Origin of the sequence: Cellulomonas sp. ACRRI (assembly GCF_022346185.1) — a bacterium.
Taxonomy (GTDB): domain Bacteria; phylum Actinomycetota; class Actinomycetes; order Actinomycetales; family Cellulomonadaceae; genus Cellulomonas.
In genome coordinates this window covers 1-24933 of the sequence record NZ_JAKRMS010000055.1, presented here as the reverse complement: position 1 = coordinate 24933, position 24933 = coordinate 1, and the positions used below count along the sequence as shown (strand labels likewise).

Annotated in this window: 24 protein-coding genes; 9 read left to right on the top strand and 15 right to left on the bottom strand. The window is 77.0% G+C overall.

Annotation, left to right across the window (positions count from 1 at the left end; genetic code table 11):
• Positions 1–159 precede the first annotated feature (159 nt).
• Positions 160–975: a phosphotransferase gene (locus MHY85_RS11480; protein WP_239196423.1), complete on the top strand. Its 816-nt coding sequence runs from the start codon at positions 160–162 to the stop codon at positions 973–975.
• Positions 976–1027: 52 nt separating this feature from the next.
• On the opposite strand, the gene MHY85_RS11475 is transcribed toward MHY85_RS11480, so the two are convergent.
• Together MHY85_RS11475 and MHY85_RS11470 are read right to left on the bottom strand one after the other, a co-directional pair.
• The gene (locus MHY85_RS11475) at positions 1028–1843 is read right to left on the bottom strand and encodes an ABC transporter permease (RefSeq protein WP_239196422.1); all 816 of its coding nucleotides are present in this window, start codon (positions 1841–1843) and stop codon (positions 1028–1030) included.
• Entirely contained in the window at positions 1840–2754 is a 915-nt protein-coding gene (locus tag MHY85_RS11470) for an ATP-binding cassette domain-containing protein (protein ID WP_239196421.1), read from the bottom strand. The genes MHY85_RS11475 and MHY85_RS11470 overlap by 4 nt, the downstream gene beginning before the upstream one ends.
• Before the next feature lie 86 nt (positions 2755–2840).
• Between MHY85_RS11470 and MHY85_RS11465 the strand changes: the two genes are divergently transcribed.
• Together MHY85_RS11465 and MHY85_RS11460 are read left to right on the top strand one after the other, a co-directional pair.
• Complete coding sequence (locus MHY85_RS11465) at positions 2841–4142, top strand: TetR family transcriptional regulator (RefSeq protein WP_239196420.1); 1302 nt, start codon at positions 2841–2843, stop codon at positions 4140–4142.
• Between the two features lie 52 nt (positions 4143–4194).
• Complete coding sequence (locus MHY85_RS11460) at positions 4195–5007, top strand: exodeoxyribonuclease III (RefSeq protein WP_239196419.1); 813 nt, start codon at positions 4195–4197, stop codon at positions 5005–5007.
• A gap of 50 nt (positions 5008–5057) precedes the next feature.
• Here the strand turns inward: MHY85_RS11460 and MHY85_RS11455 are convergent, their stop codons facing one another.
• Positions 5058–6272, bottom strand: coding sequence for a hypothetical protein (locus tag MHY85_RS11455; RefSeq protein ID WP_239196417.1), 1215 nt, complete (start codon positions 6270–6272; stop codon positions 5058–5060).
• Between the two features lie 68 nt (positions 6273–6340).
• Complete coding sequence (locus tag MHY85_RS11450; RefSeq protein WP_239196415.1) at positions 6341–7654, bottom strand: MFS transporter; 1314 nt, start codon at positions 7652–7654, stop codon at positions 6341–6343.
• Positions 7655–7710: 56 nt separating this feature from the next.
• On the opposite strand from MHY85_RS11450, the gene MHY85_RS11445 reads away from it, so the two are divergent.
• Positions 7711–8295: a helix-turn-helix domain-containing protein gene (locus MHY85_RS11445; protein WP_239196413.1), complete on the top strand. Its 585-nt coding sequence runs from the start codon at positions 7711–7713 to the stop codon at positions 8293–8295.
• A 16-nt stretch (positions 8296–8311) separates the two neighbouring features.
• Here the strand turns inward: MHY85_RS11445 and galK are convergent, their stop codons facing one another.
• The 6 genes from galK to MHY85_RS11415 all read right to left on the bottom strand — a co-directional run bounded on the left by galK (position 8312) and on the right by MHY85_RS11415 (position 14242).
• Positions 8312–9574: a galactokinase gene (gene galK, locus MHY85_RS11440; protein WP_239196411.1), complete on the bottom strand. Its 1263-nt coding sequence runs from the start codon at positions 9572–9574 to the stop codon at positions 8312–8314.
• Between the two features lie 5 nt (positions 9575–9579).
• Positions 9580–10398, bottom strand: a complete 819-nt coding sequence (locus MHY85_RS11435) for a DeoR/GlpR family DNA-binding transcription regulator (protein ID WP_239196409.1) — start codon at positions 10396–10398, stop codon at positions 9580–9582.
• Between the two features lie 135 nt (positions 10399–10533).
• Positions 10534–10824 carry a PspC domain-containing protein gene (locus MHY85_RS11430; protein WP_239196407.1) on the bottom strand — a complete coding sequence of 97 codons (291 nt, stop codon included), beginning with the start codon at positions 10822–10824 and terminating at the stop codon, positions 10534–10536.
• Between the two features lie 265 nt (positions 10825–11089).
• Complete coding sequence (locus tag MHY85_RS11425; RefSeq protein ID WP_239196405.1) at positions 11090–12256, bottom strand: Mrp/NBP35 family ATP-binding protein; 1167 nt, start codon at positions 12254–12256, stop codon at positions 11090–11092.
• A 53-nt stretch (positions 12257–12309) separates the two neighbouring features.
• Positions 12310–12918 carry a DUF1003 domain-containing protein gene (locus tag MHY85_RS11420; protein ID WP_239196403.1) on the bottom strand — a complete coding sequence of 203 codons (609 nt, stop codon included), beginning with the start codon at positions 12916–12918 and terminating at the stop codon, positions 12310–12312.
• Positions 12911–14242, bottom strand: a complete 1332-nt coding sequence (locus tag MHY85_RS11415; RefSeq protein ID WP_239196401.1) for a magnesium transporter MgtE N-terminal domain-containing protein — start codon at positions 14240–14242, stop codon at positions 12911–12913. Before MHY85_RS11415 ends, MHY85_RS11420 begins: the two co-directional genes overlap by 8 nt.
• A 172-nt stretch (positions 14243–14414) precedes the next feature.
• Between MHY85_RS11415 and MHY85_RS11410 the strand changes: the two genes are divergently transcribed.
• On the top strand, positions 14415–15173 hold the full coding sequence (locus MHY85_RS11410) for a general stress protein (protein ID WP_239196399.1): 759 nt from the start codon (positions 14415–14417) through the stop codon (positions 15171–15173).
• 60 nt (positions 15174–15233) lie between these two features.
• Here the strand turns inward: MHY85_RS11410 and MHY85_RS11405 are convergent, their stop codons facing one another.
• Entirely contained in the window at positions 15234–16802 is a 1569-nt protein-coding gene (locus MHY85_RS11405) for an aminopeptidase P family protein (protein ID WP_239196397.1), read from the bottom strand.
• 77 nt (positions 16803–16879) lie between these two features.
• On the opposite strand from MHY85_RS11405, the gene MHY85_RS11400 reads away from it, so the two are divergent.
• The 3 genes from MHY85_RS11400 (at position 16880) to MHY85_RS11390 (ending at position 19358) form a co-directional block, all read left to right on the top strand.
• Positions 16880–17722 (top strand): PHP domain-containing protein, encoded by an 843-nt coding sequence (locus MHY85_RS11400; protein ID WP_239196395.1) that lies wholly within the window; start codon positions 16880–16882, stop codon positions 17720–17722.
• Positions 17719–18342 (top strand): MarC family protein, encoded by a 624-nt coding sequence (locus MHY85_RS11395; protein WP_239196393.1) that lies wholly within the window; start codon positions 17719–17721, stop codon positions 18340–18342. The genes MHY85_RS11400 and MHY85_RS11395 overlap by 4 nt, the downstream gene beginning before the upstream one ends.
• A gap of 131 nt (positions 18343–18473) precedes the next feature.
• Entirely contained in the window at positions 18474–19358 is an 885-nt protein-coding gene (locus MHY85_RS11390; protein WP_239196391.1) for an oxygenase MpaB family protein, read from the top strand.
• A 165-nt stretch (positions 19359–19523) separates the two neighbouring features.
• Here the strand turns inward: MHY85_RS11390 and MHY85_RS11385 are convergent, their stop codons facing one another.
• Together MHY85_RS11385 and MHY85_RS11380 are read right to left on the bottom strand one after the other, a co-directional pair.
• Positions 19524–21266: a DEAD/DEAH box helicase gene (locus tag MHY85_RS11385; RefSeq protein WP_374233475.1), complete on the bottom strand. Its 1743-nt coding sequence runs from the start codon at positions 21264–21266 to the stop codon at positions 19524–19526.
• 308 nt (positions 21267–21574) lie between these two features.
• Positions 21575–22861 carry an MFS transporter gene (locus MHY85_RS11380; RefSeq protein WP_239196389.1) on the bottom strand — a complete coding sequence of 429 codons (1287 nt, stop codon included), beginning with the start codon at positions 22859–22861 and terminating at the stop codon, positions 21575–21577.
• 144 nt (positions 22862–23005) lie between these two features.
• Here MHY85_RS11380 and MHY85_RS11375 point away from each other — a divergent pair, with 144 nt between their 5' ends.
• The gene (locus tag MHY85_RS11375; protein WP_239196387.1) at positions 23006–23755 is read left to right on the top strand and encodes a ferritin-like fold-containing protein; all 750 of its coding nucleotides are present in this window, start codon (positions 23006–23008) and stop codon (positions 23753–23755) included.
• A 117-nt stretch (positions 23756–23872) separates the two neighbouring features.
• Here the strand turns inward: MHY85_RS11375 and MHY85_RS11370 are convergent, their stop codons facing one another.
• Together MHY85_RS11370 and MHY85_RS11365 are read right to left on the bottom strand one after the other, a co-directional pair.
• Positions 23873–24097, bottom strand: coding sequence for a DUF3107 domain-containing protein (locus tag MHY85_RS11370; protein WP_158374302.1), 225 nt, complete (start codon positions 24095–24097; stop codon positions 23873–23875).
• A 42-nt stretch (positions 24098–24139) separates the two neighbouring features.
• Positions 24140–24865, bottom strand: a complete 726-nt coding sequence (locus tag MHY85_RS11365) for a TetR/AcrR family transcriptional regulator (protein ID WP_239196385.1) — start codon at positions 24863–24865, stop codon at positions 24140–24142.
• Positions 24866–24933: the final 68 nt, after the last annotated feature.

The window sequence follows — 24933 nt, the reverse complement described above, 5'->3', positions numbered from 1 at the left end:
GTCCGGGCCGGGGGAGGGAGGGTCATGCACCCCATCCCACCACCGCGGACGCCCGCGGTCATCCCCCCGGCCCGGACCTGGGGACGACCGTCGGCGCGTCGCGGCGCCGCCCGGGTCCGCCGCGCTGCTGCGACGATGGGTTCGGCGGGAGGAGGGGCCGTGGACGAGGTGCTCGCTGCGGTGCTCGGGCCGCGTGCGCGGACGACGGCCGTGCTCGCGGGCGACGGCGGCGCGACGGTGCGCGCCGTCACGGGGCCGGGCGGCGAGCGGCTGGTGCTGAAGTCCGCGCCCGTGGGCGGCACGCCCGACCTGCTGCGGGCGGCGCGCGCGCAGGAGGCCGCGCGCCGCGCGGGGGTCCCGGTGCCCCGGACGGTCGCGGCGCGGGTGGTGGGCGGCACCCAGGTGCACGTGACCGAGCACGTCGCGGGGAGCCGGTGGTCCGAGGTGCACCCGGGCGCGGACGCCGGGAGCCGCCGGGTGGTCCTCGGTGCGCTGGTCGACGTGCTGCAGCGGCTGCGCGGCGTCGCGCAGCCGGGGTTCGGCGACCTGGGCGAGCCGCCGGCGGGCGAGCGGGACGCGCTGCTCCGGCGGACCCGCGCCCGGGTCCCCGCCGGGTGGCGGCTCCGGGCCGCCGAGCGGGCGCTCGACCGGCACGGGGCGCTGTTCGACGGGGCTCACGGGGCGGTGCTCGTGCACGGCGATCTGCACCACGCGAACGTGCTCGTGCGGCCGGCCGGCCCGGGGTGGGCGCTCGCGGCGGTGCTCGACTGGGACAGCGCGTGGGCCGGGCCGGTCGACGCGGACGCGGCCCGGGCGGCGCTGTGGGACGCGATGCCGGGCTCGCCCGCGGACGCGGACGGGGACGACCGGACCGCGGTCCAGCAGCTGCTGTGGTGTCTCGAGTACCGGGCCGGCGGGTCGCGGCACCGCGCGGACACCGGGCGGCTGGCGGCCCGGCTCGGCGTCCCGTTGTGACGGCGGGGACCGCCGGCCGCGCGCGCCGACGGTCCCCGGGGGCTCCGCCCCCTCAGCGGGTCGCGCGCCGCCGGAACAGCCAGGCCGCGGTCAGCCGCGCGACGACGAGCAGACCCGCGCACCACGCCAGGGCGACGAGCGGCTGGCCGCCCGGCGCGCCGACCAGCCACGCGCGCACCGTGTCGGTCACCGGCGTGACCGGCTGGTACGTGGCGACCACCTCGAGCACCCGCGGCATCGACTCCGGCGGCACGAACGCGCTGGACACGTACGGCAGGAACATGATCGCGAACGTGAACCCGTTGGCGGCCTCGGGGCCGGACGACACCATGCCGATGCACACGGCCGTCCAGGTCAGCGCGAGCACGTAGAGCAGCACGAGCCCGGCGGTGAGCAGCCACTCGCCCAGGCCGGCGGTCGGCCGGAACCCCGTGAGGTACGCGACGCCCACCACCAGGGCGGTCGACACGGCGTTGCGGACGACGGACTCGACGACGTGCCCGGTCAGCGCGGCGACGGGCCGCACGGGCAGGGTGCGGAACCGGTTCATCAGCCCGCCCGTCATGTCGGAGGCGACGGAGACGGCCGTGGTGGCGGCGCCGTAGCCCGCGCACAGCAGGATGATGCCCGGCACGACGTAGTCGACGTAGGCGGCCTGGTCGGTCTGGATGGCGCCGCCGAACACGTAGACGAACAGCAGCATGAGGATCACCGGCAGGGCGATGCCCATGATGAGCGTGTCGGGCGTGCGCAGCGACCGGCGCAGGCTGCGCCCGATCATCGCGGCGCTGTCCCGGAGCGCCCAGCCGCCGGCGGGCGGGCGGGTCGTGGTGCGGGCGGGCCCGACGGCGGTGGCGGTGGCGGTCACGACGCCTCCCCGACGAGCAGGGCGGCGTCGGCGGGCGCGGCCTCGGCGGGGCGGCCGGTGAGCGTGAGGAACACGTCGTCGAGGGTCGGTGTCGCGACGCGCCAGGACTCCACGGGCAGGCGGCGGGCCTCCACGTCGGCGAGGATCCGGCGCACGTCGGCGACGGACGCGTCGGTGGCCACCCGCTCGGCGCGCCCACCCGCCAGCTGCAGCTCCACGTGGGCGGCGCCGACCTGCCTCTTGAGCTCGGGCGCGGTGCCCTGCGCGATCACCCGGCCGTGGTCGAGCACCGCGACCCGGTCGGCGAGCGCGTCGGCCTCGTCCAGGTACTGCGTGGTCAGCAGCACCGTGGCGCCGCCGGACACGACGTCGCGGATGACGGCCCACAGGTCGGAGCGGCTGCGGGGGTCGAGCCCCGTGGTCGGCTCGTCGAGGAACAGCACGGCGGGCCGGGTCAGCAGACCGACCGCGAGGTCGAGGCGGCGCCGCATCCCGCCCGAGTAGGTGCGGACCAGCCGGTCGGCGGCGTCCACCAGGTCGAACAGCTCGAGCAGCGCGTCCCCGCGGGCGCGCCCGGCGGCGCGGGGGAGGTGGGCGAGCCGGGCCATCAGCCGCAGGTTCTCCCGACCGGTCAGCAGCTCGTCCACGGCCGCGTACTGGCCGGTGAGGCTGATCGCCTCGCGGACCCGGTCGGGCTCGCGGACGACGTCGTGCCCGGCGACGGTCGCGGTGCCGCCGTCGGGGCGCAGCAGCGTGCTGAGGACCTCGACGGTGGTGGTCTTGCCCGCGCCGTTCGGGCCGAGCAGGCCGAGCACCTGGCCCCTGCCGACCGCGAGGTCGACGCCGGTCAGCACGGTGGTCGACCCGTAGGCCTTGCGGAGTGCCCGGGTCTCGATCATCGGAGCGTCCATCGCCGGCTCCTTTCTGTCTACGTCGTACACGGATGGTGCGGTGTGTATGTTGTACACAGTTGATCCGCCCACGGTCAAGGAGCCCGATGCAGCCCGACGACGAGCACCCGGCCGGCCCGGACGCGCTGCCGACCCACGGCACCGCCGCGCGCAAGCACGCGGAGGCCCTGCGCCGGGACCGCGAGCGGGCCGAGCGCGCCGCTCAGAAGGAGGCCGCCCGGGCGGAGAAGGACCGGGAGCGCGCGCGCCGGGACGCCGAGAAGGCGCAGCGCGACCGCGAGCGCGCCGCCCGCGGCGCCCAGAAGGAGGCCGAGCGGCTGCGCGCCGAGCAGGAGCGCGCGGTCCGCGAGGTCGAGCGCGAGGCCGACCGCGCCGAGCGCGAGGCGCAGAAGGCGGCGCTCGACGCGCGGCTCGCCGCGCAGCGCGCCGCCCGGCAGGTCGAGCGGGCGCGGCTGCGGGCGCTCGCGGCGCAGGAGCCGGGCGACGAGGAGCCGGGGCCGGACCTCCCGCCGGGCCTCGCCGTGCTGTGGCGGCCGGCGCCCGTCGGACGGCGCGGCCCGCGGCCGGGGCTGACGCTCGCCGGGATCGCGGACGCGGCGATCGCGCTCGCGGACGCCGACGGGCTCGCGGCGGTGTCGATGGCCCGGGTCGCCGAGCGGCTCGGCGTCACCACGATGGCGCTGTACCGGTACGTGTCGAGCAAGGACGACCTGCTCGCGGTGATGCTGGACGCCGCGCTGGCGGAGGCGGTGGCCGGCGCGGGGGAGGAGGCCCCGGGCGAGGCGGATCCGGGCGACGCGGGCCCGGGCGACGCGGGCCCCGGCGGCCCGGGCCCCGGCGGCGCGCCCGCGTGGCGCGCCGCGCTCGAGCGCTGGTGCGCGGACCAGCTCGACCTCGCCCGCCGGCACCCGTGGGCCGTGCAGACCCCGGCCGCCGCCGCCCTCCCGGGTCCGGCGCGGGTGGCGTTCCTGGAGCGCGGGCTGCGGGCCCTCGACGGCACGCCGCTGAGCTGGCCGGAGAAGACCGCGGTCGTCGGGCGGCTGTCCCTGCACGTGCTCGCCGAGGGCCAGGTGGTGGCGGCCGAGGCGCAGGCGGCGCGGGCGGCCGGGGCGGCGGCGGCCGCGGGCGGCGGGGAGACCCCGGCCGGCGGGTCGACGGCGGGGCACCCCGCCCTGGTGGACTACGCGTCGCTGCTGCGCGCCGTGACGGACCCCGGCGAGCACCCCGTGCTCGCGCAGGCCCTGGCCGCCGGGGCGTTCGACGACGCCGAGGCCGAGGACGACGAGGGGCGGCCCGACTGGGGTCTGCGGCTGATGCTCGACGGCGTCGCGGCGGTGGTGGCCCGGGCCGAGGCCCGCGCGGCCGGGCGGGCACCGGACGGCGGGTGAGCACGGGCCGGCCCGTCCGTGCGTGTCGGTGGCATGGGGTTGGATGGTCCGCGTGCTGACGGTAGCGACTGCGAACGTGAACGGGATCCGGGCCGCCTTCAAGCGGGGCATGGCCGGCTGGATCGAGGCCCGGCGGCCGGACGTCCTGCTCCTGCAGGAGGTGCGCGCCTCGGACGAGATCCTCGCCGACCACCTCGCCGCGGGGGAGTGGCACCTGGCGCACGAGGCCAGCGAGACGAAGGGCCGCGCCGGCGTCGCGATCGCCTCGCGGCTGCCGATGCGCGCGGTGCGGATCGGGATCGGCACCGGCGTGCCCGCCGACAGCGGGCGGTGGGTCGAGGCGGACCTCGAGCTGCCGGCGGCCGACGGCGCGGAGCAGCGGGTGCTCACGGTCGTGTCCGCCTACGTGCACTCGGGCCAGGCGGGCACCCCCAAGATGGACGAGAAGTACGCCTTCCTCGACGTCATGACCAAGCGGCTCGCGGAGCTGGCGGGCGAGGGCGCGGACGTCGTCGTGGCGGGGGACCTCAACATCGCGCACCGCGAGGTCGACATCAAGAACTGGCGGGGCAACCGCAAGGCCGCGGGCTTCCTGCCCGAGGAGCGCGCGTACCTCGACACCTGGTTCGACGAGCAGGGCTGGCGCGACCTGGGCCGCGAGCACGGCGGCGAGGGCCCCGGCCCGTACACCTGGTGGTCCTGGCGGGGGCAGGCGTTCGACAACGACTCGGGCTGGCGGATCGACTACCAGCTGGCGACGCCCTCGCTCGCCGACCGCGCCCGGAGCGTGGAGATCGACCGCGCCGCGACGTACGACGCCCGGTTCAGCGACCACGCCCCGGTGGTCGTCACGTACGACGTCTGACGCGCGCCGCAACGGTGCGCCCCGGGGCCGGTGCCCCGGGGCGCGCGCGGTCACCCGCCGTGCGCCGCCTCCCAGGCCGCCGACGGGGAGTCCGGGTGCCCGCCGTGCATGGACACGACCGCCCCGGTCGCGTCGGCGGTGAGGTACGCGTCGTAGTAGTCGTCGCTGAGGGACAGGTGGAACTCGACCGGGGTGGTGACGTTCACGTCCGTCGCGCGCCGGACGAGCACCCCCGCCCCCTGCGGGTCGGCGATGCCGGTGAGCTCCGGCAGCTGCGCCACGAGCGGCTCGACGAGCGACCAGTCGACCGTGGTGACGTCGAACAGCTCGTCCGGCAGCTCCGCGGGGTCGGGCTGGATGGTGGCGGCGCCCTCGCGGGTCGCCTTCCCGTCGCGCCAGTTGTACTGGTCCGTGGTCGGGGCGCCCGGCGTGGTGGGCGCCTCCGAGACGACGTACTCCCGGTACATCGCGAGCTCGGTGAACTGGGTGCCGCCGGCGACCGCCACCAGGTCGTCCACGACCTGCCGCGTCTGCGCCGCCACGAACACGTCGTACACGGGGGGCGCTTCGGTCTCGACGACCTCCTGGGCCTCGGCGCGGACCTCCTCCAGGGGCGTGCCCTGCACGAGGTCGAGCGCCGCGTCCCGGACCGGCCACACGCGGGCGCCGAACCCGACGAGCGCGACGACGAGGAACAGCACGGCGGGGATGCGGAGCAGGCCGCGCCGGTCCCGTCCCGGCGCCGGGGGCGCCTCCCAGACCGGGGCCTCGGGCAGGCCGCCGACGTGCGTGTCCCGGTCGGCGATCTCCTGCCAGCCGGCGGGCGGCGGGTCCAGCAGCGCGACGTCGGGCCGCTCGGCGTCGAGCTGCGCGACCACCACGACGGCGCCGCGCTGGAGGCCGGGCAGCCGCCCGAGGTTGACGACGGTCCGGGTGGTCGTCGTGTACGCGGGGCGGGTGCGGGACGCGACGACGAGCCGGATCTCGCACAGCGGCTGGTCGTTGATCGAGGTCCCGGTCGCGCGGGTCTCCAGGACCTTCGCCAGGCTGACCCGGTTCTCGCGGAGCGCCGCCTCGACGTCCTGGGGCCGCGCGGACCGCGAACCGGCGAACGACCGGCCGATCGAGGTGATCACCATCAGCGGGACCATGATCCCGAGCGAGGCGCCGAACGCCCACTCCCACCCGTCGTCCAGGCCGGCGACGCGCAGGGCGACTGAGGCGACGAAGAACCCGATCACGGCGGACAGCAGCAGGCGGATCACGGACCCCACTCTGCCCAAGATGCCCGAAGCAACTCAAACCGGGCATCCTCCTGACGTGCGGGAACGCGTCATTCCGGCGCCGGCGCCCCCGGCAGCTCGCGCATCCGCAGCAGCGGCGACAGCAGCACCGGCAGGGCCGCCAGGACCGAGCCGGCGGCGGCGACCCAGAGCGTGGGCGTCGCGCCGTAGGAGTGCCCGAGCCAGCCACCGAGCAGCCCGCCGATGGGCGTCGTGCCCCACACGATGAACCGCACCGAGGCGTTCATCCGGCCCAGCAGCGGCGGCGGGCACACCCGCTGCCGGAAGCTCACCTGCGCGACGTTGTAGACCACGACGGCGAAGAAGAACAGCGCGCCGCCGGCGATCAGCGTGGCCTGGGGCGGGAACGGCAGCACCGCGGCGAGCGGCGTGAGCGCGGCGCCCGGGGCGAAGGCGAGCGCGGACAGCGGGATCACCCGGCCCTCGCCGAACCAGCGCACCAGCCGGTCCGACGCGACCGCGCCGAGCAGGCCGCCGACCGCCGACGCGGACAGCACGGTGCCGTACGCGGCCTCGTCCAGGCCGAGCGTCCGCAGCGCGAAGATGACCGTGACGGCCCCGGCCGCCGCGGTGAACAGGTTGCCGATCGCGGTGCAGGCCACGATCCGGCGCAGCAGCGGCTGCCGGACGACGAACCCGAAGCCCTCCGCGATCTCGTCCTTGAGCGGGCGCCGGTGCTCCCGCGGGGGCAGCTCCTCGACCTTCCGGATCCGGGACAGCGCCAGGGCCGACACGAGGTAGGTCACCACGTTGACCGCGAGCAGCACGGGCGCGACCACCACCCGGAGCAGCGCGCCGCCGAGCGCGGGGCCCGCGACGCCCGCGACCGACTGGGTCGCCTGCAGCTTGGCGTTGCCCTCGCCGATGTGCGCGAGCCCGACGAGCCCCGGGACGTACGACTGGTGCGCGACGTCGAAGAACACGGTGGCGACGCTCATCACCAGCGCGCCCGCGTACAGCACCGCCATGGAGGCGTGGCCGGTGAGGGACAGGACGACCACGGCGGCGAGCGTCGCCGCGCGCACCAGGTCGGCCGTGACGAGCACCCGGCGCTTGCGCATCCGGTCGACCCAGGCGCCGGTGGGCAGGCCGATGACCAGGAACGCGGCGGTCTCGGCGGCGGTGAGCAGGCCCATCTGCCACTCGGTGGCGTCCAGGTCGCGCACCGCGAGCACCGGCAGGGCGATGCTCGTCAGCTGGAAGCCGAGCTGCCCGAACGCGTCGCCCACCCAGAGCCGGCGGAAGTCCGGGTGCCGGGCGAGCGAGCGGCGCTTCGCGGGCGGGTCCGGTGCCGCGGGGCCGGCGGCGCCGAGCGGTGGTCCGGCGGGGGCGGGGGTCGACATGGCTCCAGGGTGGCGCCACTGATTGGGAAAAGTCAATCGGTTGCTAGGATCGCGGCATGGCCCCGACCCCGCACCGCGACCCGGACCCGCAGTGGGCGCCGCCGGCGCCGGACGGCGGGGGCGGCCCGGACGCGGGGGCCGACCCCGCCGAGCTCGACGCCGACGCGCGCGCCCTCGCCTCCTCGCTGCGGCTGCGCATCCTGCGGATGTGCCTCGACGACGCGCTGACCAACCGCGAGATCGCCGACCGGCTGGGCAAGAACCCCGCGACGGTGCTGCACCACGTCCGCACCCTGGTCGACCGGGGCTTCCTCGCCGCCGACCCGGTGCGCCGCGGCGCGCGCGGCTCCCGCGAGGTCCCGTACCGCGCCACCCGCAAGTCCTGGCGCGCACCCGACTTCCCCGGCAAGTGGCAGCTCATGCTGTCCACGTTCGTCGAGGAGGTCGCGGAGGCGGACCCGGACTCCGTGCGGATGACCCGGCTCGGCGTGCGCCTGAGCGCCGACGAGCACGACGAGCTGATGTCCCGGGTCGACGCGTTCTTCACGGAGCTGGCCGAGCGCCGCCCGACCCCCGGCGGCCGGCCCTACTCGGTCCTGTTCGCCCTGCACGAGGACGCGGGCCGCCTCCCGCGGCAGTAGCGGGCCCCCGCGCGCGTCAGGCCGCCGGGGCGCTCGCGGTCGCGACCAGGAACGCCGGCGCGTGCAGCCCCTCGGCCGCGAACGCCGCCGCGACGGCCGCCGCCACGGCGTCGACCTCGCCCGCCCGCACCAGGGCGATCGCGGAGCCGCCGAAGCCGCCGCCGGTCATCCGGGCGCCGAGGGCGCCCGCCTCCCGGGCGGCCTCCACCGCCACGTCGAGCTCCCGGCAGGACACCTCGTAGTCGTCCCGCAGCGAGGCGTGCGACGCGTCCATCGGGGCGCCGACCTCCTCGACCCGGCCGTCGTCGAGCAGTCCGACGAACTCCTCGACCCGGGCGATCTCGGTGACGACGTGCCGGACGCGGCGGACCAGCACCTCCACCTCGTCGCGGCCCTCGCCGACCGGCCCGGTGCCGTGGGCCAGCGCGGCGAGCGCGTCGCCGAGCCCGTCCAGGTCGATCTCGCGCAGCGTCGCGATGCCGAGGCGGGAGGCGGCCTCCTCGCACGCGGCGCGCCGTGCGGCGTACTGCCCGTCGACCAGCGCGTGCTCGGCCTTGGTGTCGATCACGAGGAGCGCCAGGCCGTGGGCCGACAGGTCGAAGGGCACGTGCCGCGTGGACCCGTCGCGGCAGTCGAGCAGCAGCGCGTGGCCGGCGCGGGCGCGGAGCGACACCGCCTGGTCCATGCCGCCGGTGCTCGCGCCGGCGATCTCGTTCTCCGCGCGGATGCAGGCGTCGGCGAGCGCGGCGCGCCCGGCGTCGTCGGGCTGGTCCGCGGTGCCGGCGAGCCCCAGTCCGAACAGCGCGTCGAGCGCGACGGCGGCGGCGCACTCGAGCGCCGCCGAGGAGGACAGGCCCGCTCCGTACGGCACGCAGGAGTCGACCGCGATGTCGAAGCCGCCCACCGCGTGCCCGGCCTCCCGCAGCGCCCAGGCCACGCCGACGACGTAGGCGGGCCAGCCGCCCACGGTGCCGGGGGCGACCTCGGGCAGCGCGACCTCGCGGACGCCGGTGCTCTCCTGCGCCGACACCAGGCGAACGGTGTCGCCGTCCGTGCGGCGCACGGCCACGTACGTGCGGTGCGGGAGCGCGAACGGCAGGCAGAGCCCGCCGTTGTAGTCGGTGTGCTCCCCGATGAGGTTGACCCGGCCCGGTGCGGACCAGGTGCCGTCCGGCTCGGCGCCGAACCGCTCGGCGAACAGCGCGCGCACGCGCTCGGCCCCGGCGGCGGGCTCCCAGGCCCCGACCCAGACCGGGGTGGTCTCGTGCTGCTGCTCCATGCGGGTCATCGCTCCTCGGGCTGGTGGTCGGTCGGGGTGAGCAGGGTGCAGCCGGCGTCGGCCAGCACCGCCCGGGCGGGCTCGGGGAGGCCGGCGTCGGTGACGACGACGTCCACCTCCTCCAGGGACGCGATGCGGGCGAGCCCGACCACGCCCCACTTCGTGTGGTCGGCGAGCACCGTCACCGCGGCGGCGCAGCGCAGCAGCGCGCGGTCCGTGGCGGCCTCGGCGAGGTTCGGTGTCATCAGACCGGACTCGTCGAGCCCGTGCACGCCGAGGAACAGCCGGTCGACCCGCAGCGTCGCGAGCGCGGTGTCGGCGACGGGCCCGACGAGCGCGTCGGAGGGCGTCCGGCTGCCCCCGGTGAGGATCACGTCGAGCCCGGCACCGCCGGGCGCGGCCGCGGCGTCGTGCAGGGTCCGGGCGACGGGCAGCGAGTTCGTGACGACGGTCAGCGGGCGCAGCGCCGGGTCGGCGGCGATCCGCTGCGCCAGCAGGTGCACGGTCGAGCCGGCCGACAGCGCGACGGCCTGGCCCGGCTCGAGGGTGCCGGCGGCCAGGGCCGCGATGTCCCGCTTCTCGGCGGTCGCCCAGGTGCTCTTCTCCGCGAAGCCGGGCTCGTCGGTCGGGCGCCCCGCCCCGCCGTCCGCGGCGACGGCACCGCCGTGCACCCGGCGCACCAGACCGGCGCGGTCGAGCTCGGTGATGTCGCGGCGCACGGTCATCTCGGAGACGTCGAGCTGCTCCACGAGGTCGGCGACCCGGACGGCCCCGTGGGCGCGCACCTCCGCGAGGATGCGGTCCTGACGCTGGCTGGCGAGCACCGCGACAGTATCCACCAGGACCGCACAGGAACCAACACGCCGAGGTCGGTCGGCGGTCAGCCGTGCTGCAGCGCGCCGTCGGGCCGCAGGAGCCGTGCCGCGGACCGGAGGGACGCCCACGGCACGACGCCGGTCTCAGGCGGCCGCCGGGGCCGGGGCCGACGGGAACGCCCGGGCGTACGCCTCGGGCCCGTGCCACCGCTCGACCCACGCCTGGTGCGGCACGAGGACCCAGAGCAGCGGGTAGAGGAGCACCGGCGTGCCCGGGAGCAGCACGAGCACGATCAGCGCGAGCCAGCGCATCGGCCACGCGCCGATGCCCACCCGGCGGGCGAGCCCCGCGCACACCCCGCCGAGCACCCGGCCCTCCTGGGGCCGGACCAGGCCGTGCCGCCACATGAAGCCGTAGATCCCGTCCATCGTCATCTCTCCCTCGGTCGGTTGCGATGTCGAGAACACTGCCGGGAGGCCGGGGTGCGGCACATCGGGGGTCGACCCGGGACCGCCCCTGAGATCGCCCGGCCCCGGGTCGGCCGGAGGGGCGACGGGGCGGTCGCGTCGCGGCACGCGCGGCTCGGGCGCACGGACGACCGGGGTCCGCCCCCGGGCGGACGGCGAGCGGGCGCGCGGGGGTCCGGGTCCGACCGGGGGCGGGTGCCGGTCGGACCCGTGGTGGGACGACCGGGTGGCGTCAGCGCCCGACGGGCGTGAGCCCGAGCGACCGCCCCGCGAGCCCGCGCGACCGCGCGGTCAGCGCCGAGGCCACCCCGCGCAGCGCCACGGCGGCGGGGGAGTCCGGGTCGGTGAGCACGACGGGCGTGCCGCCGTCGCCGGCCTCGCGCAGCCGGATGTCCAGCGGCACCTGGCCCAGCACGGGCACGGTGGTGCCGGTCGACCGGGACAGCCCCTCGGCCACGCGGGCGCCGCCGCCGGAGCCGAACAGCTCGAGCCGCGACCCGTCGGGCTGCTCGAGCCAGGCCATGTTCTCGACCACGCCGACCACGCCCTGCCGGGTCTGGGTGGCGATGGACCCGGCCCGCTCGGCGACCTCGGCCGCGGCGAGCTGCGGCGTCGTCACGACGACCAGCTCCGAGCCGGGCAGCAGCTGCGCGACGGAGATGGCGATGTCGCCGGTCCCGGGCGGCAGGTCGAGCAGCAGCACGTCGAGATCGCCCCAGAAGACGTCCGCGAGGAACTGCTGGAGCGCCCGGTGCAGCATCGGGCCGCGCCACACGACGGGCTGGCCCGGCGGGACGAACATGCCGATCGAGATGACCTTGACCTCGTGCGCGATCGGCGGGAGCAGCATCTCGTCGACCCGGGTCGGCGGCTGGGTCACGCCGAGCATCCGCGGGATCGAGAAGCCGTAGATGTCGGCGTCCACGACGCCGACCCGCAGGCCCTCGGCGGCCATCGCCACCGCCAGGTTCGCGGTCACGGACGACTTGCCGACGCCGCCCTTGCCGGACGCCACCGCGAACACCTTGGTCAGCGAGGTCGGCTTGCTGAACGGGATCACGGGCTCGGCGCCGCCGCGCAGCCGCTCGGTCAGCGCGGCGCGCTGCTCCGGGCTCATCACGCCGAGCGCCATCCGCACGTCCGCGACGCCCTCGACGGCCTGCACCGCCGCGGTGACGTCCCTCGTGATGGTGTCGCGCAGCGGGCAGCCGGCGGTGGTCAGGTCGATGCCGACCGTGACGAGCGCCCCGGCGGCGGGCGAGGTGTCGACGTCGACCGACCGCACCATGCCGAGGTCCGTGATCGGCCGCCGGATCTCCGGGTCGACCACCCGGGTGAGGGCCTCCCGCACGGCGGCGGCGACGGCCTCGGGATCGCGGGTGTCCAGGGCGGGCGACATGTCGTCCATCGTAGGCGCGGCCGCGGGCGGCACCCGGGACCGGGTCCCGGGACTCAGCCGGCGGGGGTGCGCCCGCGCTCCTCGGCGGTGGCGCGGCGGTCCCGGTCGCGCGCCCGGTCCGCGCGCCCGCGGTCCACCCGGTCCCGTGCGGCCGGGTCGCGAGCCGCGTCCGCGGCGTCGTCCTCCGCGGCCTCCCGCTCCTCGACCAGCTCCTCGAGGAGGTTGCGCAGCTCCGACCGCACGAAGTCGCGGGTGGCGACCTCGGACAGCGCGATGCGCAGCGCCGCCATCTCGCGGGCCAGGAACTCGGTGTCCGCCAGGTTCCGCTCCGCGCGCTGCCGGTCCTGCTCGGCCTGCACCCGGTCGCGGTCCGTCTGCCGGTTCTGCGCGAGCAGGATCAGCGGCGCGGAGTACGACGCCTGCAGCGACAGCATCAGCGTGAGCGCGGTGAACCCGTTCGCGGCCTTGTCGAACCGCAGCGCCTCCGGGCCCCAGGAGTTCCAGACCAGCCAGGCCGCGCAGAACAGGCTCAGCCAGAGCAGGAACCGCGGGGTGCCCATGAACCGGGCGATCCCCTCGGAGACCTTGCCGAACGCGTCGTCCTCGAGCTTCGGCAGGAGGCTGCGACGCGCGGTCTTCGGGGTGTCGAGACGGTCAGCCACGGCGGCCTCCCCTCGGGGTCGGGCCGCCGCGGGCGGCGCGCACGGCGGGCACCTCGCCCGTCGGGACGGGCTGCACCTCCTCGTCCGTCTCGCGCCAGTCCTCGGGCAGCAGGTGGTCGAGCACGTCGTCGACGCTGACCGCGCCGAGCAGGCGGCGCTCCTCGTCGACGACGGGGATGGCGAGCAGGTCGTAGGTCGCCAGCCGGCGGGTCACCGCGAGCAGGGGCGCGTCGGCGGGCACCGGGTCGATGTCGGTGTCGACCAGGGCGCCGATGGCCTCGTGCGGGGGCTCGCGCAGCAGGCGCTGCAGGTGCACGACCCCGATGAACCGGCCGGTCGGCGTCTCCAGCGGCGGGCGCACCACGAACACCATCGACGCCAGGGCGGGCGTCAGGTCCTTGCGGCGCACGTGGGCGAGCGCCGCCGCGATCGGCGTCTCGGGGCCGAGCACCACGGGCTCGGTGGTCATCAGGCCGCCCGCGGTGTTGTCCTCGTACGCCAGCAGCCGGCGGACGTCCCGCGCCTCCTCGGGCTCCATCAGCGCGAGCAGCTCGGCCTGCTGCTCGTCCGGGAGCTCGCCGAGCAGGTCGGCGGCGTCGTCGGGCTGCATGGCCTCGAGCACGTCGGCGGCGCGGGTGCGCTCCAGGTGCGACAGGATCGCGACCTGGTCGTCCTCCGGCAGCTCCTCCAGGACGTCGGCCAGCCGCTCGTCGTCCAGCGCGGCCGCGACCTCCATCCGCCGGGTCGACCCCATGTCGTGCAGCACGTCGGCCAGGTCGGCCGGCTTGAGCTCGTCGTACTGCTGGAGCAGGAGCGCGGCGCCCTGCGCGTCGGCGGCCGTGCGGGCGAGCCCGGCGATCTCGTCGATGTCGAGCAGCTCCGGCACGCCGCGGCGGCGCAGCAGGCCCCCGCGGCCGGTGTCCTTGCGGACGAACACCTTCGCCACCAGCCAGTCGCCGTTGCGCTGCCGCTCGATCGCCACGTCCTCGACCGTGGCCGCCCCGGAGCCGTCGGCCAGCTGCACGGCGCGGTCGAACAGCTCGCCGACGACCAGGGTCTCGAACGGGCGCTGCTCGAACCGGCGCATGTTGACCAGGCCGGTCGAGATGACCTGGCCGGCGTCGATCGCGGTCACCCGCGTCAGCGGCAGGAACACGCGGCGCTTGCCGGGCACCTCGACGACCAGGCCGACCGCGCGGGGGGCGCCCTTGGGGCGGAGCAGCACGACGACGTCGCGCACCCGTCCCACCTGGTCGCCGATGGGGTCGAAGACGTTGGTGCCGGCGAGGCGCGCGACGAAGACTCGGGTCCCGGTGCCGCTCACGGTGGTCAGCGTAGACGCCGGGCCACCGGGCAGCGCGCCGCGACGCGGGTGGTCCGGCGGCGGCCGCGCGCCGGGCGCGTCCCTGGCCGGAGGCTGGACGCGGGCCACGAAACCCCTGCGTACCGGCCGTGCCGCCTGGCGCCGGGGGCCTCCGGGGGGCGAGGATGGACGCATGTCGTTCTCCGGCGGTGCCCGCATCCCCCAGACGCCCACCCTGCCCCAGGGTGAGACGGTCGCGTCCTACGGCACGTACCTCGAGGCGCAGAAGGCCGTCGACCACCTCTCCGACCACGAGTTCCCGGTCCAGATGGTGACGATCGTCGGGACCGACCTGCGCATGGTCGAGCGCGTCACCGGCCGCCTGACCTACGCCCGCGTCGCGATGGGCGGCTTCGGGTCCGGCGCCTGGTTCGGCGTGTTCATCGGCCTGCTGTTCCTCATGGCCGGCGGGTCGTCCGGCATCCTGCTCGCCGCCGTGCTGTTCGGCGGCGCGGCGGGCCTGCTGCTCGCGGTGCTCGTCTACGCCACCAGCCGCGGCAAGCGGGACTTCACCTCGCAGAGCCAGATCGTCGCCGCGCAGTACGCGGTGCTGTGCCGGGCCGAGCGCGCGCACGACGCCCGGCAGATGCTGCGCGAGGTCGGCGGCGTCCGGGTCGGCGCGGCCACCCCGGTGCCGCCCGCCCACCCGATGGGCGCCCGGCCGTCCGACCCCTCCGCGGCGTACCCGCAGGCGGCGCCCGGCCAGCCGGGCGCGCCCCAGCCGCCGGCCGCCCCCGGGCAGCCCCCGACGCAGCCGCGGTACGGCCAGCTCGCGCCGCAGCCGCCGGCGGAGCCCCGCTACGGGCAGCTCGCGCCGCAGCCGCCGGCCGCCGCCCCGCAGCCGCCGGCGTCGCCGGAGCCCGGGCAGCCCGGACCCGAGAAGCAGGACTGACGTCCGACGGCCCGGGTCCCCCTCGCGCGAGGGGGACCCGGGCCGTCGTGCGTCCGCGGGTCAGCGGGCCAGCAGCTCCGCCATCCACGCCTCGACGTCCTCCGGCCGGCGGGGGAGCGCGGCCGACAGGTTCTCGTTGCCGTCCGGCGTCACCAGCACGTCGTCCTCGATCCGCACGCCGATGCCGCGCAGCTCCTCGGGCACCCGCAGGTCGTCGACCTGGAAGTACAGCCCGGGCTCGATGGTGAACACCATGCCGGGCTCGATCACGGCGTCCAGGTACATCTCGCGGCGGGCCTGCGCGCAGTCGTGCACGTCGAGGCCGAGGTGGTGGCTCGTGCCATGCACCATCCACCGGCGGTGCTGCTGGCCCTCGGGCGTCAGCGCCTCGGCGGCCGGGACGGGCAGCATGCCCCACTCGTCCAGGCGGGCGGCGATGACCTCCATCGCGGCGGCGTGCACGTCGCGGAACCGGTTGCCCGGGACGGCGACCGCGAACGCGGCGTCGGCGGCGTCCAGCACGGCCTGGTAGACCCGGCGCTGCGCCTCGGTGAACCTGCCGTCCACCGGCAGCGTGCGGGTGACGTCCGCGGTGTAGAGCGAGTCGACCTCGACGCCCGCGTCGATCAGCACGAGCTCGCCCGCGCGGACCTGCCCGTCGTTGTCGGTCCAGTGCAGCGTGGTGGCGTGCGGGCCGGCGGCGGCGATCGTCTCGTACCCGACGTAGTTGCCCTCGACCCGCGCCTGGGACAGGAACGTGCCCTCGATGACCCGCTCGCCGCGGCGGTGCGCGACGGCCTCGGGCAGCCGGCGGACGACCTCCGCGAAGCCCTCGGCGGTCGCGGCGACGGCGCTGCGCAGCTCGGCGACCTCGTGCTCGTCCTTGACCAGCCGCAGCTCGGACAGCGCCTCGACCAGCGCGGCGTCCCGCTCCCCGGCGTCCTGCGCCGCGCGGATCTCCTCGACCACGGCCTCGACGGCCTCGTCCACCCCCGGCACGAGCAGCACCCGCACGCCGTCGGCGCCCGCGTCCTTGGCCAGCGCGTCGCGCAGGTCGTCGCTGTGGGCGGTCGTGATCCCGGTGACCGTCGCCATGTCCTCGAGCGTCGGGCGCGGCCCGACCCAGAACTCGCCGTACCGGGCGTCCGAGAAGAACTCCTCGGTGTCCCGGCCGGCGAGCGGGCGCATGTAGAGCACGGCGTGGTGCGTCGACCGGCCGCCGCCGGGCAGCTCGTCGCCCTCGCCGTCGGCGGCGGGGTGCAGCACCAGGACGGCGTCGGGCTCCTGCTCGGCGCCGAGGCCCGTCAGGTGCGCGAACGCGGAGTGCGGGCGGAACCGGTAGTCCGTGTCGTTCGACCGCACCTTGTACGCACCGGCCGGGACCACCAGGCGCTCACCCGGGAACGCGGCCGCCAGGCGCGCGCGGCGGGCGGCGGTGAACGGGGCGGCGTCGCCGGGCACCGCGCTGCTCGCGGGGCGCTCGGCCCAGCCGGAGGTGACCCAGTCGAGGAACGCGGCGGACTGGGGACGCTGGCTGCGGTTCGAGCCGCGGTCGGCGAGGGTCTGCTCGCCCTCGGCGGGCTCGGACAGGGCGGGCGCGGGGGTCTCGGGCGTGGGGTCGGTGGCCATGGGTCCAGTCTGGCACCGCGGCCGGCCCCGGGGGCCTGTGCGCAGGTCCGGCCCCTACCGGTGAGTAGCCTTGCGCGGTGCGCATCGACCTCCACACCCACTCGTCGGTCTCCGACGGCACCGAGACCCCGGGGGAGCTGGTCGCGTCGGCCGCCGCGGCCGGGCTCGACGTCGTCGCGCTGACCGACCACGACACCACCGCCGGCTGGGCCGAGGCGTCCGACGCCGCCCGCCGGCTCGGCGTCGCCCTGGTCCCCGGCACCGAGGTGTCCGCCCTGTCGCGCGGCGTCAGCGTGCACCTCCTGTCGTACCTGCAGGACCCGGCCGCCCCGGCGCTCGCGGGCGTCATCGCGCAGACCCGCGACGCGCGGCTGCACCGCGGCCGCGCGATCGTCGAGCGGCTGTCGCAGGACCTGCCGATCACCTGGGACGACGTGCTCGCCCAGCAGCAGCCCGGCACCGTCGTCGGCCGCCCGCACATCGCCGACGCGCTGGTGGCGCTGGGCGTCGTCCCGGACCGGACCGCCGCGTTCGCCGACCTGCTGTCCGCCCGCGGCCGGTACTACGTGCCCTACTACGCGCCGGAGGCGGTCGAGGCCGTCGAGGCGGTGCTCGCGTCCGGCGGCGTGCCGGTGTTCGCGCACCCCGGCGCCGACGGGCGGGGGCGGGTGGTGCCCGACTCCGCGATCGAGGAGCTCGCCGAGGCCGGCCTGGCCGGGCTCGAGGTGCACCACCGCGACCACACGCCGGAGCAGCGCGCCCGGCTCGCCGCGCTCGCCGACCGGCTCGGGCTGCTCGTCACCGGGTCGAGCGACTACCACGGAACAGGGAAGGACAACGTGCTCGGGGAGAACACGACCGCGCCGGAGGTGCTCGCCGAGATCGAGCGCCGGGGGCGCACGGCGGTGGTGCGCGCATGAGCGCCGTGCTCGACTGGCGACTCCTCTCCGAGGTCTTCATCACCCTGTTCGTCATCATGGACCCGCCCGGGACCGTGCCGATCTTCCTCGGCCTCACCGGCACGATGACCCGGCAGCAGCGCAACCGGGCCGCCCGGCAGGCGATCTTCGTGGCGTTCGGCGTCGTGCTCGCGTTCGCCGTGTTCGGGCAGAGCCTGCTGTCGTACATGCACATCTCGCTGCCCGCGCTCCAGGCCTCCGGCGGCCTCCTGCTGCTGCTCGTCGCGATGGAGCTGCTGACCGGCAAGTCCGAGGAGCCGCAGCCGTCCGGGAACTCCAAGGTCAACGTCGCGCTGGTGCCGCTCGGGACGCCGCTGCTCGCCGGGCCGGGCGCGATCGTCGCGGTCATGGTGTTCGTGCAGCAGAGCGACGGGACGCTCGCCGACTGGGTGGCGATCGCGGTGGGCATCGTGCTGGTGCACGTGTGCCTGTGGCTCGCGATGCGGTTCGCGGGGGTCATCCACCGGCTGCTCGGCGACTCGGGGACGACGCTGGTGACCCGGATCGCGGGCCTGCTGCTGGCGGCGATCGCGGTGCAGCTGGTGGCGGACGCGGTGACGGCGTTCGTGAAGGCGGCGTAGCGCCGGGTGCCGGCGCGGTCGCGTTCATCACCGAGTGCCCGGGCGGGCGTCGCGCTCGGGGCGGCGAGCGCCGGTCGTCGGCGGGGTGCCGCCCGGTCGCCGTCGGGCGCCCGCGGGGTGAGGATCGGCGCGTGAGCACCCCCACCTCGTCCCTGCGCGGGCGGCTCGGCGACGAGCTGTTCGCCCGCGTCGCCGGCCCGCGCGGCCCGCAGGTGCGCGACCGCATCCACCTCACCCCCGGCCCGCGCTGGTTCGGCCCGGACGACGCGATCCGACGGGTGCACGGCGACGCGTCGATGTTCGTCGGCGGGCTGACCGCGCTCCTGCTGCAGTCCTGGCACCCGCTGGCGATGGCGGCCGTCGCGGCGCACTCCGGCTACCGCGGCGACCCCTGGGGCCGGCTGCAGCGCACCAGCACGTTCCTCGCGGTCACGACGTTCGGCACCGCGGAGCACGCCGAGCAGGCGGTCGCGACGGTGCGGGCGATCCACGAGCGGGTCACCGGGGTGACCGAGGACGGCGAGCCCTACGCCGCCTCCGACCCGCACCTGCTGCGTTGGGTGCACATCACGGAGGCGCACGCGTTCCTGACCGCGCACCAGCGCTACGGGGCGCGGCCGCTCGACGCCGCGGGCTGCGACGCCTACGTGGCGCAGTCGGCGCGGGTGGGGCGCGCGCTCGGGGCCGAGGACCTGCCCGAGACGGCGGCGGGGCTGCACGCGGCGCTCGACTCGTACCTGCCCGAGCTGCGCGGGACGCGGCAGGCGCGGGAGGCGGCCGAGTTCCTGCTCGCCGACCCGCCGCTGCCCGTTCCGGTCCGGCTGCCGTACGGGGTGCTGGCGGCCGCGGCGATCGCCGGGCTGCCGCGGGCGGCGCGCGCACCGCTCGGGCTCCCGGACGTGCCGTGGCTGGACGCGACGCTCGCCCCGGCGGGCGGGCACGCGATCACCCGCGTGATCCGCTGGGCGCTGGCGACGACCCCGGCCCCGCCGACGGCCGACGCCACGCCGGCGTAGCCCGGTCGCGGGCGCCGAGGTCGAGCGTTTGCCGCTGAGACCCCCGCGGAACCCCTCGACCTCGCCGGAACCCCTCGACCTCGGCGCGGAGCGGAGCGTGCCGGGACGGGCGAGGGCGCCCCGGCCGGGTGGCCGGGGCGCCCTCGTCGTCGTGCGTCGGGAGGCTCAGGCCTCCGCGGGAGCGGCCGGGGCCGACTCGCCCTCGCCGCCCGGGCGGCCGCCGCGGGTGCGCCGGCGGTTGCGGCGACGGCGCGGGGCGGCGCCGTCCTCGCGGCCCTCGGCGGGGCCGGTGGTCGACTCGGCGGGCCCGGTCGAGCCCTCGGCCGCCACCGCGTCCCCGGCGTCGGAGCCCGGGCCGCCGCGCCGGCGGCTGCGGGAGCGCCCGCCCTCGCCACCCTCGGACCGCGCGCCGCCCTCGGACCGCCCGCGGCCCTCGCCGCGCCCGCCGTCGCGGGAGCCCCCGCGCCCGCCGGAGTCCCGGCCGCCGCGGCCGCCGTCGCGCGGCCCGGAGTCCCGGCCCGAGGAGTGCCGCTTGCCGGTCTCGCCCAGGTCCTCGAGCACCTCGGCGTCCAGGCCCTCGCGGGTCCGCTTGGAGCGCGGCAGGCGCCCGGTGGTGCCCTCGGGGATGCCGAGGTCGGTGTACAGGTGCGGCGACGAGGAGTACGTCTCCTGCGGCTCCGGGAAGCCGAGCTCCAGCGCCTTGTCGATCAGGCCCCAGCGCGGCACGTCGTCCCAGTCGACGAACGTGACCGCGGTGCCCTTGTTGCCCGCGCGGCCGGTGCGGCCGGTGCGGTGCAGGTAGGTCTTCTCGTCCTCGGGGCACTGGTAGTTGATGACGTGGGTGACGTCGTCGACGTCGATGCCGCGGGCGGCGACGTCGGTGGCGACCAGGACGTCGACCTTGCCGTTGCGGAACGCGCGCAGCGCCTGCTCGCGCGCGCCCTGGCCGAGGTCGCCGTGCAGGGCGCCGGCGGCGAACCCGCGCTCGACGAGCTCGTCGGCGACCTTCGCGGCGGTGCGCTTGGTGCGGGCGAACACGATGGTCAGGCCGCGGCCCTCGGCCTGCAGGATGCGGGACAGCACCTCGACCTTGTCGAGCGCGTGCGCGCGGTAGACGACCTGCTTGATGTTCTTGACGGTCTGGCCCGCGTCGTCCGGCTCGCTGGCGCGGATGTGCGTGGGCTGCGTCATGTAGCGCCGGGCCATCGCGACGACGGCGCCCGGCATGGTGGCCGAGAACAGCATGGTGTGCCGCGAGGCGGGGGTGCGGGCGAGCAGCTTCTCGACGTCCGGCAGGAAGCCGAGGTCGAGCATCTCGTCGGCCTCGTCGAGCACGACGCACTTGATGCGGGACAGGTCCAGGTGGCCCTGGTTCATCAGGTCGATCATGCGGCCCGGGGTGCCGACGACGACCTCGACGCCGCGCTGCAGCATCTCGATCTGCGGCTCGTACGCGCGGCCGCCGTAGAGCAGGGCGATGCGGACGGAGCGGCGCTTGGAGGCCGTCTCCAGGTCGCCGGCGACCTGCACCGCGAGCTCGCGGGTGGGGACGATGACGATCGCCTGCGGCTTGCCCGGGGCGGGGAGGGTGTCGAAGCCGTCCTCGCCGGGGGCGACGACGCGGTGCAGCAGCGGGACGCCGAAGCCGAGCGTCTTGCCGGTGCCGGTCTTGGCCTGGCCGATGATGTCGTGGCCGGACAGCGCCACGGGCAGGGTCATCGCCTGGATGGGGAACGGGGTGCTGATGCCTGCGTCGGCGAGCGCCTGGACGATCTCCGGGCGGACGTCGAAGTCCGCGAAGGTCACGTCGGCGGCCTGCACGGAGGCGGCGGTCGGGGTGTCGATGGTCTCCACCGCCACGTCCTCGGGCGCGAGGGCGTCGGTGGTGCTGGGGTCGGTCGAGGTCACGGACTGCTCTTCACTCGTGAAGGTGGCGTGCGGCGCGTCGCGACCCGCGAGGGGGTCCGCGACGGGCATCGCCACGGGTGGTCCGGCAGCCGATCGTGCAAGTCAGTCGAGAGCGGGCCGGGCGCCGTGGGCGCCGCGGTTCGCTCGGCGCACCGTGGTCGGGACGACCGGGCAACCGATGAACACGTCCGATGATACGCGCAGGGCCGCCCGCACCGCCGGGAGGCGGTGGCGGGGGCGGCGCGCCGGGCGGCCCGGAGACGCGCCCGGGCGGCCCGGCGGCGCGGCGACGGGCGGGACCGGCGGCGTCAGCCGCGGACGGGCGCGGACGGGGCGGGCTCCGCCGCGGCGTCCCCGGGGACGCCCGAGGCCGGCTCCGCGGCGGGCCCGGCGGCGCGCACCGCGGCCGCGAGCCGCCGCTGCTGCGTCGCCGCCACCAGCAGCGCGACCACGGTCGTCGCCACGGTGACCGCGAACGCGGCGGTGTGCCCGGAGGCGTCCGCCAGGCGTCCGGCGATGCTCGACCCGAGCGCGTAGCCGACGCCGGTCGCCGAGGCGAGGGCCGTCATCGCGGCGCCGGTCCGCCCGGCGGGGACGACGCGCTCGCCGAGGGAGAACACGCCGATCATGTACGGCGCGACCGCGAAGCCCAGCACGGCGACGGCGGCGGTGAGCGCGGGCAGCGAGTCGACCAGCAGCAGCGGCCAGGACAGCGCGACCAGCGCGCAGGCGGCCACCAGCACCCGGCGCTCGTGCCCGATCCGGGCCGGGATGAAGGCGGTGCCGATGCCGGCCGCGGCGCTGCCGACGCCGAGCACCGCGTGGATCAGGCCCGCCAGCCCCGGCTGGCCCGCCTGGGTGGCGAGGACGGTGGTGCCGGTCTGGGTGGCGCCGAACAGCACGCCGACCGCGGCCTGGGCGACGACCAGCACCGCGAAGGCCGGGGTCAGCAGGCGGCCGGCCGGGCGCGCGTGCGGCCCGGTCGCCGTGCGGCGCGCCGTGGGGTGCAGCGCGAACGCGGTGCCGAACACGGCGAGCAGCACGGCGGCGGTGACCAGCGCGCCGGCGGGGGACAGCCACACGGCGACGACGCCGACCAGCGCCGGGCCGATCGCGAACGAGGCCTCGTCGACGGCGCCCTCGTAGGAGAAGGCCGCGTCGACCAGCCGGCGCTGCTCGTGGCCCGTGCCGGCGGTGATCGGCCGCCAGCGCACGCGGGCGAGCGGGCCGACCTGCGGCAGGGCGAGGCCGGTGACCGCGGCGACCGCCACCAGCGCGGCCCCGCCCGCCCCGGCGTGCGCCAGCAGGGTCAGCGCGGCGAGCGACGCCGCGCCCGCCAGCGACTGGACGAGCACGACGGGGCGCTGGCCGAACCGGTCGGCGAGCCCGCCGGCGACCGGCGCGCCCACGGCGTTCGCGACGGCCAGCGCCCCCGCCGCGAGGCCGCCGAGGCCGTAGGCGCCGGTGGCGGTGGAGACGAGCAGCAGCGTGCCCAGCTGGGCCATCGCCATCGGCAGGCGGCCGAGGAAGGCGACGACGACGTAGGCCGGACCGGCCAGGCGGAACAGGCGCGCGTAGGCGTTCAGGGCGGACACGAGGGACCCTCCGGGTGCACGAGACGGGCGACGCGCCTCCCCGCCTCCAGGTCGCGTCCGGTGTCCCTCAGCTCCGACCATCCTAACCGCGGGCCCAGGGGCCCGGCGAGAGCCGACCGGGGGTGGCGGCGCTACCCTGGGCGGATGACCGAGGTCGCTCACGACACCCAGCAGCAGGCCCCCGAGGCCGCCGACACCGTCGAGCTGCTCGGGCTGGTCGCCCATCTGCAGCACGTCGCGTTCAACCGGCTCGCCGAGGACGCGCGCGTCGCCCCCAGCACCGCCCAGCAGCTCGAGCTCAGCCGCCTGGCCGCCGCCGCGGTCGACCGCCGCGACCGGGTGCTCGCCCGCGTCGTGGAGCTCGGCGGCGAGCCCGAGCGCTGCCTGGGCGCCTACGCCCGGCTGCTCGAGGACTTCGACTCCCGCACCCAGCCGAGCACGTGGTGGGAGCGGCTGCTCCGCTCCTACGTCGCCGACGGGGTGTCCGACGACTTCTGCCGCATCGCCGCCTCCGCGGTCGACGACCGGTCGCGCGCGCTGCTGCTCGAGGTGCTGGACGACGCCGCGCACGCGAACCTGGCCGTCGGCGAGCTGGAGGCCGCCGGGGCGCACGACGAGGTGCTGGTGTCCCGGCTCGCGCTGTGGGGCCGCCGGCTGGTCGGTGAGGCGCTCGGCGTCGTGCAGCAGGCCATGTCCGCGCACCCGGGCCTCGGCCGCCTGGTCACCCGCCGCGAGGCGGAGGCGCGCCGCGCCGCGCAGGAGCCGGCCGCCGCGCCCGCCGTCGAGGACGAGGCCGCCGCGCCGGGCGCCGACGGCACGGCCCCGGCGAAGCTGTTCGGCGAGCTGACCGCGGAGCACACCCGCCGCATGTCCCGCCTGGGCCTGACGGCCTGAGGACCCCGCGCGCGGGAAGACCCCGCGCCCGGGAGGACCCCGTCCCCGCGGCCCCGTGCACGACGACGCCCCGCACCGGATCCCGGTGCGGGGCGTCGTCGCGTCTGCGGGTGGGGCTCAGATCGCGCCGAAGCCGACGCGGCCCTTCGACTCCGTGCCGATCTCGACGTAGCCGATCGAGGCGGACGGCACGATCACGCGCCGGCCCCGGTTGTCGGTCAGCTCGAGCACCGGCTTGCCGTTGAGGGCCTCGGTGACGGCGGTGGTGACCTCGTCGGCCGTCTGGTCCGACTCGATCACCAGCTCGCGGGGAAGGTTCTGCACACCGATCGTGATGTCCACGCTTCGTCGTCTCCTCGTCCGTGGTGTCGCTGCCCGGTCATCCTAGGCCGGGCGGGCGTCCGCCGGACCGTCGAGCGGCCCGCGTTCGCCCTGGGTGGACACGTCCTGCGGTCCGGGACCGGGCTCGGCGCCCTCCGGGACGAAGCCGGCGACGCCGCCCCACGCGAGGCGCGCGACCAGCGTGGCGGTGTCGCGCGCGGAGCTGCCGTCCGGCGACCGCAGCCGCCGGGTGGCGGCCGCCTGGGCCATCGCGGCGACGGACGGCGCGAGCAGCGCCGCCGTCTCGGGCGGCACGCCCGCCACCTCGGCCAGGACCGACTGCAGGCGGCGGGTGATGGTCGCGGTGGCCCGCTCGACCCGGGCGCGGACCTCGAGGTCGTGCCGGACGTCGGACTCGAACAGCAGGGCGGAGGACTCCCCGGCACCGTCCACGAAGTCGACGTACGCGCGCACGACCCCGGTGAGGATGGCGCGGGCGTCGTGCGGGCGGACCTCGCCGGGCGGGTGCGTCGCCGCCGCCGCGTCGACGGCGGACAGCAGCTCGTCCCCGCGGGCGTCGACGACGGTGAGGTACAGGTCGAGCTTGGACGGGAAGTGCCGGTACAGGACCGGCTTGCTGACCTCGGCGCGGTCGGCGATGTCGTCCATCGAGACGTGGTGGAAGCCCTCGGACGTGAACAGCTCCTGCGCGATCGCCAGCACCTGCGCGCGGCGGAGCGCGCGGGGCATGCGCGCCGGGCGTCCTCGGCCGGTCGGGGGCTGGTCCATCGGGCGATGATAGCCACGGCCCGGGGGCGCTCAGCGGGGTGTCCGCGGGCAGGGGCGAGGGGGTGCGC